This window comes from Pseudomonas sp. Z5-35, assembly GCF_051131945.1.
GTDB classification, from domain to species: Bacteria; Pseudomonadota; Gammaproteobacteria; order Pseudomonadales; family Pseudomonadaceae; genus Aquipseudomonas; species Aquipseudomonas marvdashtae.
This window is the reverse complement of sequence record NZ_CP071640.1, coordinates 1,011,897-1,026,115: the sequence shown is the minus strand read 5'-3', so window position 1 is coordinate 1,026,115 and position 14,219 is coordinate 1,011,897. Positions and strand designations below refer to the sequence as shown.

At 62.4% G+C, this 14,219-nt stretch carries 11 protein-coding genes; 1 reads left to right on the top strand and 10 read right to left on the bottom strand.

The window, feature by feature from the left end:
- Positions 1–11 precede the first annotated feature (11 nt).
- The 3 genes from J3P95_RS04820 to pmbA all read right to left on the bottom strand — a co-directional run bounded on the left by J3P95_RS04820 (position 12) and on the right by pmbA (position 3,364).
- Positions 12–1,388, bottom strand: coding sequence for a class II fumarate hydratase (locus tag J3P95_RS04820; protein ID WP_434578476.1), 1,377 nt, complete (start codon positions 1,386–1,388; stop codon positions 12–14).
- Positions 1,381–1,776, bottom strand: coding sequence for a FagA protein (locus J3P95_RS04815; RefSeq protein WP_434578478.1), 396 nt, complete (start codon positions 1,774–1,776; stop codon positions 1,381–1,383). Before J3P95_RS04815 ends, J3P95_RS04820 begins: the two co-directional genes overlap by 8 nt.
- Positions 1,777–2,017: 241 nt before the next feature.
- On the bottom strand, positions 2,018–3,364 hold the full coding sequence (gene pmbA / locus J3P95_RS04810; RefSeq protein WP_434578479.1) for a metalloprotease PmbA: 1,347 nt from the start codon (positions 3,362–3,364) through the stop codon (positions 2,018–2,020).
- Positions 3,365–3,472: 108 nt separating this feature from the next.
- On the opposite strand from pmbA, the gene yjgA reads away from it, so the two are divergent.
- The gene (yjgA, locus tag J3P95_RS04805) at positions 3,473–3,997 is read left to right on the top strand and encodes a ribosome biogenesis factor YjgA (RefSeq protein WP_434561129.1); all 525 of its coding nucleotides are present in this window, start codon (positions 3,473–3,475) and stop codon (positions 3,995–3,997) included.
- A gap of 156 nt (positions 3,998–4,153) precedes the next feature.
- Here the strand turns inward: yjgA and tldD are convergent, their stop codons facing one another.
- From tldD to mreC, 7 genes are read right to left on the bottom strand one after another with little or no spacing between them, the layout of a single operon-like run.
- Positions 4,154–5,596 (bottom strand): metalloprotease TldD, encoded by a 1,443-nt coding sequence (gene tldD, locus J3P95_RS04800; protein ID WP_434561127.1) that lies wholly within the window; start codon positions 5,594–5,596, stop codon positions 4,154–4,156.
- A 5-nt stretch (positions 5,597–5,601) separates the two neighbouring features.
- Positions 5,602–6,465 (bottom strand): carbon-nitrogen hydrolase family protein, encoded by an 864-nt coding sequence (locus J3P95_RS04795; protein ID WP_434578482.1) that lies wholly within the window; start codon positions 6,463–6,465, stop codon positions 5,602–5,604.
- A gap of 44 nt (positions 6,466–6,509) precedes the next feature.
- Positions 6,510–10,313: a YhdP family protein gene (locus tag J3P95_RS04790; RefSeq protein ID WP_434578483.1), complete on the bottom strand. Its 3,804-nt coding sequence runs from the start codon at positions 10,311–10,313 to the stop codon at positions 6,510–6,512.
- A gap of 58 nt (positions 10,314–10,371) precedes the next feature.
- The gene (gene rng, locus J3P95_RS04785; protein WP_434578485.1) at positions 10,372–11,829 is read right to left on the bottom strand and encodes a ribonuclease G; all 1,458 of its coding nucleotides are present in this window, start codon (positions 11,827–11,829) and stop codon (positions 10,372–10,374) included.
- Between the two features lie 56 nt (positions 11,830–11,885).
- Positions 11,886–12,482 (bottom strand): Maf family protein, encoded by a 597-nt coding sequence (locus J3P95_RS04780; protein ID WP_434578487.1) that lies wholly within the window; start codon positions 12,480–12,482, stop codon positions 11,886–11,888.
- Positions 12,483–12,525: 43 nt separating this feature from the next.
- A complete protein-coding gene (gene mreD, locus J3P95_RS04775) occupies positions 12,526–13,014 on the bottom strand; it encodes a rod shape-determining protein MreD (RefSeq protein ID WP_186638006.1) in 489 nt (162 codons plus the stop codon).
- Positions 13,011–14,120, bottom strand: coding sequence for a rod shape-determining protein MreC (gene mreC / locus J3P95_RS04770; RefSeq protein ID WP_434626636.1), 1,110 nt, complete (start codon positions 14,118–14,120; stop codon positions 13,011–13,013). Before mreC ends, mreD begins: the two co-directional genes overlap by 4 nt.
- Between the last annotated feature and the right edge of the window lie 99 nt (positions 14,121–14,219).

Genomic DNA, 14,219 nt, shown 5'->3' with positions numbered 1-14,219 from the left:
AAGTGTCGGGGTTACACGCCGCCGGCGGTGAGCTTCTCCGGGTCAAGCAGGACCTCCAGCTCGGTGCGAGTCAGGTCGGTGTGTTCCAGGGCGACATCGATGACCGGGCGACCTTGCCGATACGCCTGCTTGGCGATTTCAGCGGCCTTCTGGTAACCGATGATCGGGTTCAGTGCCGTGACCAGGATCGGATTGCGCGACAGCGCCTCCTTGAGCCTGGCTTCGTTGACCTTGAACGTGGCGATGGCCTTGTCCGCCAGCAAGCGGCTGGCAGTGGACATCAGGGTCATACTGCTCAGCAGATTCTGGGCAATGATCGGCAGCATCACATTGAGTTCGAAATTGCCTGATTGACCGGCGAGGGTAATCACCGTGTCGTTGCCCATCACCTGGGCCGCGACCATTGCGGTGGCTTCGGGAATCACCGGGTTGACCTTGCCGGGCATGATCGAGGAGCCCGGCTGCAAGCCCTCGAGTTCGATTTCGCCCAAGCCTGCCAGCGGCCCGGAATTCATCCAGCGCAGGTCATTGGCGATTTTCATCAACGACACCGCCGTGGTCTTCAATTGTCCGGAAACCGCCACGGCGGTGTCCTGGGAACCGATCAACGCAAACAGGTTCTCGCCTGGAGTGAATTGCACTTGGGTCAGTTGCGTCAGTTGCTGGCTGAACAGTTCGGCAAAACGCGGGTGGGCATTGACCCCGGTCCCGACCGCCGTACCACCTTGGGCCAGCGATTGCAGGCTCGGCTGCAAATCTCGCAGATGGCCGATATTGGCCTTGAGCTGCTGCGCCCAACCGCCGAGCACTTGGCTCATGCGCACCGGCATCGCGTCCATGAGGTGGGTGCGGCCGGTCTTGATGAATGGATGGACCTCCCGGCCCTTGCGCTCGATCACCTGCACCAGATGCTCCAACGCCGGCAACAACTGCTCGTGCAATACCAGGGAGGCACTGACGTGAATGCTGGTGGGAATGATGTCGTTGCTGCTCTGGCCGCAGTTCACATGGTCATTCGGATTGACCGCCTCCCCCAGCAGGCGACTGGCCAGGGTCGCGATCACTTCGTTGGCGTTCATGTTGGAGCTGGTGCCAGACCCGGTCTGGAAAATATCCACCGGAAAATGCGTCATGAAATCGCCTTCGAGCAGGCCTTGGGCGGCATCGACGATGGCCTTGCCCTGGGCCGCACTGATTTGCTCCAACTCCACGTTAGCCCGGGCGGCGGCGGCTTTCGCCAGAATCAGGGCGCGAATGAATTGCGTCGGCATGCGCTGGCCACTGATGGGGAAATTATCCACGGCGCGCTGGGTCTGTGCGCCGTAAAGGGCGTCCAGCGGGACGTGGAGTTCGCCCATGCTGTCACGTTCGATGCGGGTATTACTCATCGGGAAGTCCTTGCTCCAGTTCAATAAGGGAAATCGACGGTGCCAGCGCACAAGTCGCCAACGCCCAGGCATGGCTTTGCCAGCGGTCAAGGCGACAGCGGCAGAGCGATTGCCGCTCCAGTTCACGCAAAGGACGCCAGGCTTGATCGAGACAAAGGTTGCGCCAGTGCCAGGGCAGTGCGACATCAGCGGCCGTGTCGAGCAAAAGCCGGAAGGCAGTTTCGCAAATCATCCACGGAGAAGTGGCGGTGCAGCAGGCCAGATAGCGCCCTTCGGCCAAGTAATGATCGATCAGCCGCGGCTCGTCCGGGCTCATTGCGCAACGGATCTGGCGACTCATCCAGCGCCAGCTTTCAAGATAGGGTTGTTCGTGCAAGGCAGAACTCATGACCGGGGCTCACTCGGCGAATGAGATTCATTATTAGATGATAATAAGAAGCAACACAACCGCAACACGATACAAATTCATCGTGGCGAGGGAGCTTGCTCCCGCTCGGTTGCGCAGCGACCGCAAGATTTTGGGGTCGCTGCGCGGCCCAGCGGGAGCAAGCTCCCTCGCCACAGGATATTCGGGCACAAAAAAAGCGCGTCCCCCAATGGATGACGCGCCTCTTTTGTTGCGATGAGCGTTAGCTACCCGCCACCATCATCCGCTCGATCAGGACCGACCCAGTGCGAATGTTGCTACGCAACTCCAGGTCATTCCCCACGGCAACGATCTGCTTGAACATGTCGCGCATATTGCCTGCGATGGTCACTTCCTGGACCGGGAACTGGATCTCGCCATTCTCGACCCAGAATCCCGCTGCGCCACGGGAGTAATCGCCGGTGACCATGTTCAGGCCATGGCCCATCAGTTCAGTCACCAGCAGGCCGCGACCCATGCGTCGCAGCAAGGCCGCCTGGTCTTCTTCGCCGTGAGTCACGAACAGGTTGTGCACGCCTCCGGCATTGGCGGTACTCGGCATGCCGAGCTTGCGACCCGAGTAGGTGCCGAGGATATAGGAGACCAGCTCGCCGTTTTCCACGAACGGCTTGGCGTAGGTGGCCAGGCCGTCACCGTCGAACGCCGAGCTTCCCATGGCTTGCATCAGGTGCGGGCGTTCGTCGATGGTCATCCATTCCGGGAACAGCTTCTGGCCCAGCGAGCCTTCGAGGAACGACGATTTACGGTACAGATTGCCGCCGGACACCGCCGACAGGAAGCTGCCGAACAGCCCACCGGCCAGTTCGGCAGAGAACAGCACTGGCACTTCACAAGTCGGCACGGGCCGCGCGCCCAGGCGACTGGCTGCACGTTGCGCGGCTTTCTGACCGATGCTCACCGGGTCCGCCAGCAAGGTGCCCTGGCGGCTCACGTCATACCAGTAGTCACGCTGCATCTGGCCGTCGGCCTCAGCGATCATCACGCAACTGAGGCTATGGCGGGTCGATGCATAACCGCCGATGAAACCGTGGCTGTTGCCGTAGACCCGGCAGCCCTGGTGGGTATTGAGCGTCGTGCCATCGGCATTCTTGATCCGGCTGTCGGCATCGAATGCCGCCGCTTCGCAACGCAGCGCCTGTTCAATGGCCTGCTCCGGCGTGATGTCCCAGGCATGAAACAGGTCGAAATCCTTCAGTTCCTTGCACATCAGCGCGGCATCGGCCAGGCCCGAGGCTTCGTCTTCAGAGGTGTGCTTGGCGATTGCCAGCGCAGCGGCGACGGTTTCGCGAATGGCCTCCGGACCGCTCGCCGAGGTGCTGGCCGAACCTTTGCGCTGCCCCACATACAGGGTAATGCCGAAACCCTGGTCGCGATTGAACTCAACGGTTTCCACCTCGCGCTGGCGCACCGACGTCGACAGCCCCTGCTCCAGGGATACCGCCACTTCGCACGCGCTCGCGCCCTGTCGCTTGGCCTCGGCGATGATCTGCTCGACTTGTTCTTGCAGTGCCGGCAATGCTTGCGGGCCGACGCTCTGGACTGCACTCATGGGGTTCTCCACTCAAATTCTATTTTCGGTGGTCGCCATCGAGCGACCGGGCCGGACAAGCGGCCCCCGACTGGTTATCATGGCGGCGTTTCTTTGCGGACTGCCACCATGGTTGATTCTTACGACGACTCCCTCTCCGAGGGTGAAAAAAGCAAATCCCAGGTCAAACGCGAGCTGCATGCTCTGGTTGACCTCGGCGAGCGCCTGACAACACTCAAGCCTGACTTGCTGGCCAAACTGCCACTGACCGACGCCTTGCGCCGGGCCCTGGCCGATGCGCCCAAGCACACCGCGAATATCGCGCGTAAACGGCACCTGCAATTCATCGGCAAACTGATGCGCGATCAGGACACTGACGCCATCCTGGTTCTGCTCGATCAACTCGATGCCTCCACCCGGCAGTACAACGAACGCTTCCACGGCCTGGAACGCTGGCGTGATCGCTTGATCGCGGGCGATGACGGCGTATTGGAAAAATTCGTCATCGACTATCCGGAGGCTGACCGCCAACAATTGCGCTCCCTGATCCGTCAGGCCCAGCACGAACTGGCGCAGAACAAGCCGCCGGCCTCGAGCCGCAAAATCTTCAAATACATCCGTGAGCTGGACGAGACTCAACGCGGCCTGCGCTGATCGCAGACAGCTTGCCTCCCCTGCCAGGGGCGGCAGTTATCGTGGCGAGGGAGCTTGCTCCCGCTGGGCTACGCAGTAGCCCCAATGCGGTTGCTACGCAACCGAGCGGGAGCAAGCTCCCTCGCCACAATGACTCACACAAGCCCCTGGATATTCTCATGCGCCCGTGCCACCCACGGTAATCGCATCGATCTTCAGGGTCGGCTGGCCGACGCCCACCGGCACCGATTGCCCATCCTTGCCACACGTCCCCACACCGCTGTCCAGCGCCAGGTCGTTGCCGACCATCGACACCTTGCTCATCGCCTCCGGCCCATTGCCGATCAGGGTCGCGCCCTTGACCGGTGCGGTAATCTTGCCGTCTTCGATCAGGTAGGCCTCGCTCGTGGAAAACACGAACTTGCCACTGGTGATGTCCACTTGGCCACCGCCGAGATTGGCGCAATAAATGCCCTTCTTCACCGACGCGATGATTTCGGCCGGATCGCTCTGGCCGCCCAACATGTAAGTATTGGTCATGCGCGGCATTGGCAGGTGTGCGTAGGATTCGCGGCGACCGTTGCCGGTGCGGGCCACGCCCATCAGGCGAGCGTTGAGCTTGTCTTGCATGTAGCCTTTGAGAACGCCGTTTTCGATCAACGTGGTGCACTCGGTCGGCGTCCCTTCGTCGTCGACGCTCAAAGAGCCACGACGTCCGGCGAGGGTGCCATCGTCGACGATGGTGCAGAGTTTCGAGGCGACCATTTCACCCATGCGTCCGCTGTAGGCCGAGCTGCCCTTGCGGTTGAAATCGCCTTCCAGGCCGTGGCCGACGGCTTCGTGCAACAGCACGCCTGACCAGCCCGACCCGAGCACCACCGGCAAGGTGCCAGCCGGGGCCGGGATGGCCTCCAGGTTGACCAGGGCCTGGCGCAGCGCTTCGCGGGCGTAGCCCATGGCGCGGTCTTCGCTGAGGAAATAACGGTAGTCGGTACGTCCGCCGCCGCCGTGGCCGCCGCGCTCACGGCGGCCGTTCTGCTCGACGATCACGCTGACGTTGAAACGCACCAACGGTCGTACGTCGGCGGCCAGGCCGCCATCTGTAGACGCTACCAGAATCCGTTCCCAGACCCCGGCCATGCTCACCGATACCTGCTGGATACGCGGGTCGAGCGCGCGAGTGGCGACGTCGATGCGCTTGAGCAGTTCGACTTTTTCGGCGCGGCTCATGACTTCCAGCGGATTATCCGGCGCATACAGTTGGGCCACGTCCTGGCTGCTGAACGCCTGGACCGTGCCGTTCTGCCCGGCGCGGGAGATCGAGCGGGCGGCACGGGCCGCAGCGCCGAGGGCTTCGAGGGTGATGGCGTTGCTGTAGGCAAACCCGGTTTTTTCGCCGGACTGCGCACGCACGCCCACGCCTTGGTCGAGGTTGAAACTGCCTTCCTTGACGATGCCATCTTCCAGCGACCAGGACTCGGAAATCTGACCCTGGAAATACAAGTCAGCCGCATCGATGCCCGGGCCGGCCAGGTCGCCCAGCACGTCTTGCAGGCTTTCCAGGGTCACGCCACCGGGGGCTAAAAGATGTTCACTGACTGAGGACAACAACCCGCTCATAAGTTCTACGCCTTGAATTCGTCGTCTTGGACAGGCCGCCGCCGGGCGCCCTGCGAGAAAAAGCGCCGATGGCTCGCCACCGGCATGCGCGCCCGGATGGACGCTTGTTCATTGCTGTCGCGCTCGGCCAACAGCACGGCCTCACCCTGATCCTGTTGTGCCAGCACGCGGCCCCACGGGTCGACAATCGCGGCATGGCCAAAGGTTTCCCGTGGCCCCGGATGCGTTCCGCCTTGGGTGGCCGCCAGCATGTAGCACTGGGTCTCTATGGCTCGGGCGCGAATCAGCACGTCCCAATGGGCGGCGCCGGTCACCGCGGTAAACGCCGAAGGCGCGGTGATCAATTCGGCCCCGGCCGCCCGCAACTCGCTGTAGAGTTCCGGGAAACGCAAGTCGTAGCAAACCGTCAAGCCAACCCGGCCCACCGGTGTATCGGCGACCACCACGTTGCCGCCGTAAGCATAGTCATCGGATTCGCGGTAGCGCCCGCGATTGTCCGCCACGTCCACATCAAACAGGTGCAGCTTGTCATAGCGCGCCACGACCTGGCCTTGATCATCCACCAACAAAGAGCACGCATGGGCCTTGGCCTCAGGCTGGTCTACCGGCGGCAACGGCAACGTCCCGGCCACAATCCATAACCTGAGGTCGCGGGCGACCTGTTTCAACCAGGGCAGGATCGGTCCCTGACCAAAGGCTTCGGCCCGGGCGATGTCGGCAACGTCCCGCCGCCCCATCGCGGCGAAGTTTTCAGGCAGCACCGCCAGCCTTGCGCCACCGGCGGCAGCCTGTTCCAGCAACACGCGGGCACGGGCCAGGTTAGCGAGTACATCACTTTGGCTGACCATTTGAATCACGGCGACTGGCATGACTCCTCCCGCTATTTCGTTTGTCCGGTGTGGTAGGGCATCGATCAGAACGGTTTGTCGAAGGTGATCTTCGGCTCTTTCCACGGCCCCTTGACGTCGTATCTTACGCTGGCAAAACGCGCCACGCGGTCACCGATCAGTTTATCGATCAAAAACAACGCCCCACCCACTGCCGGTGCGCCGACGATCAGCGCGGCGATCGGCAAGTTGTTGGTCACAGGCAAGGTCACCAACAATTTGGCATCGACCCGGTCGGCCACCATGTCCAGCGTTCCGTTGAGTTCCAGGTTGCTCGACGGCCCCGTCAGGGTGATGGGCTCGCGGGTCACATAAACGCCGTTACTCGCCACCAGCAGCCCCTTGACCCGGTCGTAACTCAGCCCCTTGCCGAACAGGTCGGAGAAATCCAGGCGCAAACGCCGGCCAATGGAGTTGAAATTCAATAGCCCAAATACCCGCAGCGCCTGGGCACTGCCCTCGACTTCGACGAACTGCCCTTTGTTGAGGGACGCATCCAGGCTACCGGAAAAACGCTTGGTGGCCACCCAGGCGGGCGAACCGGGCCAGCGGCCGTCGGCATCCAGATGAAATTCCTGGCTGGTCACGCTCGGCGCGAAGCCCCAGCCTTTGAGCACGTCAGCCAGATTCTTGCCCTTGATACGGCCCTTGTACCAACTGTTGGTTGAGCCGGGCAGGCCTTCCCAGGCGCCATTGCCGTTCAAGACCATGCCCTTTAGCCCCATGTCCAGATCGTTCAGCGCAATGCCCTTGCCGGTCGGGCGTACCTTCAGCGACCACGCACCGATGAGATCGGGGCCTTGGAACAACTGGTCGATGGCAATATCCATGGCCGGTATCTTGCTGGGGTCGACCGAGGCCAGTGGATCCGGGGCATTTTCGTCGGCCTGGACCGTCGGGTCGGCGGCAGGTAGCCGGACGTAATCGAGCTTGATGGCGATGGGAGCAGCTTTGGCATCCGGCAAACTGACGCTGCCCTTGGCCTGCTGGCTGTCAAGCCGCATGCCCCAAGCGTCCGGCTTGCGGTCCAGTTGCACCGACGCCTGGTCCAGCGTCGTGCCCATGGCAGTAAGCTTGCCCACTTTCAGGTCGGCGCTGCTGAGCACTTGCCGGGCGCTACCGCCCGGATCCTGACCGGCGTATTTGCCAACCAGTTCCTGCCAAGGACTCACGTCCAGTTCCGACAGCGTGCCGCGCAATCGCAGACCCTTGGCGCCAGGCAGGACCGCATCGCCCACGCCCAGCAACAATTCGCCGCGACCTTCAGCGAAGTTCCCACTCGGCGCTGCGTAAGTAAAACCGGCCAAGTCGCCGTAATTGACCCAATACCGCCGCTCCGGCCCTTGCAAGGTCATGCGAAACACCGTGTCGCGACCAACATCCGCAGCCATGCCGAAAGGTGCCGGCAGGTCTACGGCTACGCCCTTGAGGCTGGAACTGACCGACAACTGGCTGTCGGCACTGTTCAGGATCACTTGCAATTGGTAGGGCACGACACCGGATACCGGCAACGGCTGGGTGACATTCAGCCAATGGGTGAGTTTCTTGATTTCTACCTGCCCGGACGCGGCGACCCGGGTATTGAGCGCACCGGCACGGCCCTCGGCGAAAATCTGCGCGGTCACGGGGCGGTCGAACACCCGGGCCGCGATGTTCTTGCCACTCAACCCCTTGCCGCTGTCGAAGCGGAAATCGCCTTTGAGCTGGGTCAATTCCAGCGCTGGTTCGCTGAGCTTGAGCCGGGCCTTGTCGGTGGAGAAGTCCACCAGGATCTTCGGCTCCTCGCCTTTGACCAGCGGGATATCGAGCTTCACGTTGCCTTGCAGGTCGCCCTCGCCTTCCCAGCCAGCGAACGTCTCGGCCGTGCCGATCGGCGCGGTCTGGAGGATCTTCAGTCCGTCGCCCAACCCGCCGGCGAAACCGCCGTCCAACAGCAGATGAGAACTCTGCCCGCTGGGTACGTGAGGGATGTTCACCGTGATGTCTTTGACCTGGGTGTTCAGCAGTTGCCCTTCGCTGGCGAAGATGCGTACGCCGCTGTCTTCGACGAACACGTCACCGCTGACCTTGCTGACCGAAGGCCAGCCCGGCTGGAACGCCAGCTCGGCGTCATGCACCTTGAAAAACAGGCTGATGCTGCGGTCCGCGTCCCCGGCACTTTTATTCAGCGAGCCTTGGTACTGGAAAAAACCCTCGTCCACCGCGCCCTTGACGATGGCCGTGCGCAACCATTCGTCCAGCGCCGGGCTGAGGACGGCCGGGAGGTACTTGGCGGTGTAGCGCCCATCACCGTCCACCAGGCCGACCCGCAGGTCCATGTAGTCTTCCTGACTTTGGTCCAGATGCAGGCGGATCAGGAAGTCGCCAGCAATTCGGCCTTCCTCGCCCAGCACCTTCAAATACGGCGCGACCAGGGTGAAGGTCTGCTTGTCGAGTTTCCAGGCCAGCCGGGCGTTGGCCTGCAGATACTGCCAGGGCTTGGCAAAGATCGGGTCCAGGTGCAGGGAGAAATCCTTGCTGTCCATGCGCAGCTCGCCACCGCCGAGGTCGCCGCTGAGGCTGCCCGACACGTTGCGCACTGCTGGGGCACCGCGATAGGCGTCAAAGCCGACGGTGTCCAGGTTGGTCGCAAAGCTGATTTTCTGGTCGCCAGTGTTTTGTGGTCGAAAGTCCACCAGGACGTTGCGCAGACCACCGGTTACCTTGAGCCGGTCAATTGTCGTGGCAAGGCCTTCGGGCAATGGCGCCAGGGCATGGAGCAGTGGCGTGAGCGGTGTCAGGTCGAGACGATCGGCCTGCAAATGCCAGCGCTCCTCGGTCTTGTCGGTGGCGTCATTGTGTTGCAGAAGGAGACGCGATTCCCAACGGGTCTCGCCCAGGTTCATTGCCAGCGTGTCGAAGGTCGCGGTGAATCCCTGGCTGCTGCGCTGCAAATAGGCGTTGAGGGCCAGGTTGTGGATCTGCACCGGCTTGCGGTCGGCATAGGCGCCCTGGAGCTGCGGCGCATTCAAGCGCATGGCCGCGCTTTGCACCGTGCCCTGGCCCCAACTGAGCCAGAACTCGCCGCCGGCCTTGATCTGGGAAAAATTCCATTGCCGGGTCAGGCCCTTCGGCAGCCATTTGGACCAGTCGCTTTGCGGCAGGCTCAAGTAGGCATCCACCTCGCCATTCTTCCAGTCGCTGGCACGAATGCGGGTACGCAGGTTGATCGCCACGGGCTGGCCGTCCGGCAAGGTCAGGCGCGCGTCCAGGCGCTGGCGGGCGCCGCCGGTGCGCAAGCTCAGGCCGACGTAGGTCAGGCTCAACGGAGGATGATCCACCGGCTGCAAAGTGACCTGGCTGTCGAGCACCGACAGCTTCGAAACCATCTGCATCCGATCCAGCAACTGCTGTGGATCGAATGGCTGGTCGTCCCGCACCGGCAGGCCTTCCAGCGCCCATGTGCCGTCGGCGCCTTCCTTGAGGTTGATCTTCAGGCCGCTGACTTCCAGATGAGCGATGCGCACCTGGCGCGTCAGCAGGCTGTCCCAGAGGTTTGGCACGGCCCGGACCTGATCGAGGTGCAAGGCATTCGGGCCCTCGCCGACCACCACGTCGCGCGCGGCCAGTATCGGCGCCAGGGCGCTCCAAGTGCCTTCGAGGCTACCGACCTGCACGGGTATGCCCAACGCTTCGCTGGCCCGAGTCTCGACTTCACTGCGGTATTCGGCCACCAGCGGGACCAACTCCCGGCCGAGGCTGACGTATAACGCCAGCACTACCAGCAGCAGCGCGCACAGGCCCAGGCCCCAGCGTGTCAGCGTCGCCAAAAGGCGTGTCAGACGCTCCATGTCAGCAGTCTCCCCTGGCAAAGGCATTCAGTTGCGCGGCCTTGCCATCCATGCGACTTCAGAGCAACACCACATCGTATTGTTCCTGGGAATACATGGTTTCCACCTGGAAGCGAATCGTGCGGCCGATAAAGGCTTCCAACTCCGCGACGTTGCCGGACTCTTCATCGAGCAGGCGGTCCACCACTTTCTGGTTAGCCAACACTCTATAGCCCGTCGCCTGGTAGGCGCGTGCCTCGCGGAGAATTTCCCGGAAGATTTCGTAACACACGGTTTCCGGAGTCTTCAGCTTGCCTCGCCCCTGGCAGCTGCTGCAGGGCTCGCAGAGGACCTGCTCAAGGCTTTCGCGGGTGCGCTTGCGGGTCATCTGCACCAGGCCCAGCTCAGTGATGCCGATGATGTTGGTCTTGGCGTGATCGCGCTCGAGTTGCTTTTCCAGGGTACGCAGCACTTGGCGCTGATGCTCTTCATCTTCCATGTCGATGAAATCGATGATGATGATTCCGCCCAGGTTGCGCAGGCGCAGTTGCCGGGCGATGGCCGTGGCCGCTTCAAGATTGGTCTTGAAGATGGTTTCTTCGAGGTTGCGATGGCCGACAAACGCCCCGGTATTGACGTCGATGGTACTCATCGCCTCGGCCGGGTCGACCACCAGGTAACCGCCAGACTTGAGCGGCACCTTGCGTTCAAGGGCGCGCTGGATTTCATCTTCTACGCCGTACAGGTCGAAAATCGGTCGTTCGCCCGGGTAGTGCTCGAGGCGGTCGGCGATTTCAGGCATCAGCTCGGCGACAAATTGCGTGGTCTTCTGAAAGGTTTCCCGGGAATCGATGCGGATCTTCTCGATCTTGGGGCTGACCAGGTCCCGCAGGGTCCGTAGCGCCAGGCCAAGGTCTTCGTAGATCACGCTGGGCGTGGCGATGGTCTTGATCTGCACGGCGATCTGGTCCCAAAGCCTTCGCAAGTAGCGGATATCCATCAGGATCTCGTCGGCGCCGGCGCCCTCGGCGGCGGTGCGCAGGATGAAGCCACCGGCCTCCTTGATCCTTTCTTTTTCCACGCAGTCGCTGACGACCTTCTTCAGGCGCTCGCGCTCGCCTTCGTCTTCGATCTTCAGGGAAATGCCAACATGCGCCGTGCGTGGCATGTACACCAGGTAACGCGACGGAATGGACAACTGCGTGGTCAGCCGCGCGCCCTTGGAGCCGATAGGGTCCTTGGTGACCTGCACCACCAGGCTCTGGCCTTCATGGACCAGGGCGCTGATGCTCTCCACCGCCGGGCCTTCGCGCATGGAGATTTCCGACGCATGGATGAACGCTGCGCGGTCCAGGCCGATGTCGACGAACGCCGCCTGCATGCCCGGCAACACCCGCACCACCTTGCCCTTGTAGATGTTGCCGACAATGCCACGCTTCTGCGTGCGCTCGACATGGACTTCTTGCAGGACGCCGTTTTCAACCACCGCCACGCGCGATTCCATCGGCGTGATGTTGATCAGGATCTCTTCACTCATGGCAGGGTCTCGTTCAGGCGTATTCACGATTATGGCCGCATCAGGTCAGACGGCGCTCAGCGCGCGCTCAAGGTTTGCCAACAGGGTATGCCGAAATGGCCGAGTAGTTCTGCGGTTTCGCACAGTGGCAGGCCGACCACGGCTGAATAGCTGCCTTCCAGCCCGGCGACGAACACCGCGCCCAGGCCCTGGATACCGTAGCCGCCTGCCTTGTCCCGGGGTTCGCCGCTGGCCCAATAGGCGAGCGCTTCCTGTTCGGTGATGAGGCGAAAGCGCACCCGGCTGCTAACCACCCGGGTTTCGCAGTGCTGGCCGTCCACAACGGCAATGGCGGTCAGCACTTCATGGTCGCGACCGGACAGGCTCAGGAGCATCGACAGGGCGTCAGCCTGATCCACTGGCTTGCCGAGAATTCGTCCCTCTAGCACTACTGCGGTGTCGGCCCCGAGCATGCAACCTTCGACGCCAGACGCCAAGGCGCGTCGCCCGGCCTCGGCCTTGCCACGCGCCAGGCGCTCGACATAGGCCGATGGGGTTTCTTGGTCGAGGGGAGTTTCGTCGATGTCCGCACCGATGGCGGTGAACGGCACGCCGATCTGCGTAAGCAATTCACGCCGACGCGGCGAACCTGAGGCGAGGTAAAGCGGTTTCATCAAGACATCTCCCTTCCAAGGTGCGGGCCAATGCCTGACCGAATCAGTTGATTTTGAAACGCAGGCGCAAGCCACGCAAACCGAAGCTTATCCACGGCCAGAGCAAGGCACTGACCAAGGCCGGTAGCACCAGCGCCAGGGTCGGCTGACGATTGCCGGTCAGCGCGCTGAGCCATAGCTGTACCAGCTGCGCCAGGCCAAAGATCACCAGGATCACCAGGCACTGTTGCCACATCGGGAACATCCGCAGGCGTTGTTGCAGCGACAGCACCAGGAAGGTGATCAGTGTCAGGATCAATGCGTTCTGACCCAGCAACGTGCCGTAAAGCACGTCCTCGGCCAGGCCAAGGCACCAGGCGGTGACCATGCCGACCTTGTGCGGCAAGGCCAGCGCCCAGAAGGCCAGCAACAGGGCCAGCCACAGTGGCCGGAGGATCTCCATGAACTGCGGCAGCGGTGAAATGCTGAGCAGCAGGCCGATGGCAAAAGTCAGCCAGACCATCCAGCCGTTACCGGATCGAGTACTGCTCATTCTTCTCGTGCTCCCCTGGTGGCAGGCGCAGTGGCGGGCGTCGAGGCCGGCGGTTTGGTTGCAGGTCTTGCAGGCTGGGTGGACGGCTGATGGGCGGGGGTCGCGGCAGGTGCGGCCGGAGGCGTCGTGGCTGGCGGCGTGGCAGCGGGCGTTGCCGCTTGAGGCTTGGGCACCGTGGCCGGAACAGGCACAGGCGCTGGCGCGACTGGTGCGGTCGATTCGCCGCCCTGCCGGTCCTGGGCTTCCTGGGCCACCGCCGCATCGTTGGCGCGCTCTTCAGGCGTGCGGTTGTCGCTGAAAACCAGCAGCAGATAGCGACTGCGGTTCAACGCGGCCGTCGGCACTGCCCGCACGATCGCGAACGGCTGGCCGGAATCGTGGATGACTTCCTTGACCGTCGCCACCGGGTAGCCGGCCGGGAACCGCTGGCCGAGGCCGGAACTGACCAGCAAGTCGCCTTCCTTGATGTCGGCGGTGTCCGCCACGTGGCGCAGCTCCAGGCGTTCCGGGTTGCCGGTACCGCTGGCAATCGCCCGCAAGCCGTTGCGATTGACCTGCACGGGAATGCTGTGGGTGGTATCGGTCAGTAGCAGGACACGGGACGTATAGGGCATCAACTCCACCACCTGGCCCATCAGGCCACGGGCGTCGAGCACCGGCTGGCCGAGGACCACGCCGTCTCGCTCACCCTTGTTGATGATGATGCGGTGGGTGAAGGGGTTGGGGTCCATGCCGATCAGCTCGGCCACTTCCACTTTCTCGTTGACCAGCGCGGAGGAGTTGAGCAACTCACGCAGTCGCACGTTCTGCTCGGTGAGGGCCGCCAACTTCTGCATGCGCCCCTGCAACAGCAGGTTTTCGGTCTTGAGTTTTTCGTTTTCGGCGACCAGTTCGGTCCGGCTGCCAAACTGACTGGCCACACCTTGCCACAACCGTTGCGGCAGGTCGGTGATCCAGTAGGATTCCATCAACACCAGCGACATCTGGCTGCGCACTGGCTTGAGCAGCGTGAAGCGGGCGTCGACCACCATCAGCGCGACCGACAGCACGGTCAACACCAGAAGGCGCACACCCAGTGAGGGGCCTTTGGCGAAAAGCGGTTTAATAGGCCGCTCCTCCCAGGCAAATGTTTTCTTTATTCATACGGCATCAAACCGGCCTGGATACGAATGACAGAAGATAAACGCCAACGGGCAGCACTGCAA

Excerpts from the sequence above, each read along its gene's own strand:
- J3P95_RS04795 (WP_434578482.1), bottom strand. The coding sequence starts at position 6,465 with ATGCCAGTCGCCGTGATTCAAATGGTCAGCCAAAGTGATGTACTCGCT.
- J3P95_RS04780 (WP_434578487.1), bottom strand. The coding sequence starts at position 12,482 with ATGAAACCGCTTTACCTCGCCTCAGGTTCGCCGCGTCGGCGTGAATTG.
- J3P95_RS04820 (WP_434578476.1), bottom strand. The coding sequence starts at position 1,388 with ATGAGTAATACCCGCATCGAACGTGACAGCATGGGCGAACTCCACGTC.
- J3P95_RS04815 (WP_434578478.1), bottom strand. The coding sequence starts at position 1,776 with ATGAGTTCTGCCTTGCACGAACAACCCTATCTTGAAAGCTGGCGCTGG.
- J3P95_RS04790 (WP_434578483.1), bottom strand. The coding sequence starts at position 10,313 with ATGGAGCGTCTGACACGCCTTTTGGCGACGCTGACACGCTGGGGCCTG.
- rng (WP_434578485.1), bottom strand. The coding sequence starts at position 11,829 with ATGAGTGAAGAGATCCTGATCAACATCACGCCGATGGAATCGCGCGTG.
- mreD (WP_186638006.1), bottom strand. The coding sequence starts at position 13,014 with ATGAGCAGTACTCGATCCGGTAACGGCTGGATGGTCTGGCTGACTTTT.
- tldD (WP_434561127.1), bottom strand. The coding sequence starts at position 5,596 with ATGAGCGGGTTGTTGTCCTCAGTCAGTGAACATCTTTTAGCCCCCGGT.
- yjgA (WP_434561129.1), top strand. The coding sequence starts at position 3,473 with ATGGTTGATTCTTACGACGACTCCCTCTCCGAGGGTGAAAAAAGCAAA.
- pmbA (WP_434578479.1), bottom strand. The coding sequence starts at position 3,364 with ATGAGTGCAGTCCAGAGCGTCGGCCCGCAAGCATTGCCGGCACTGCAA.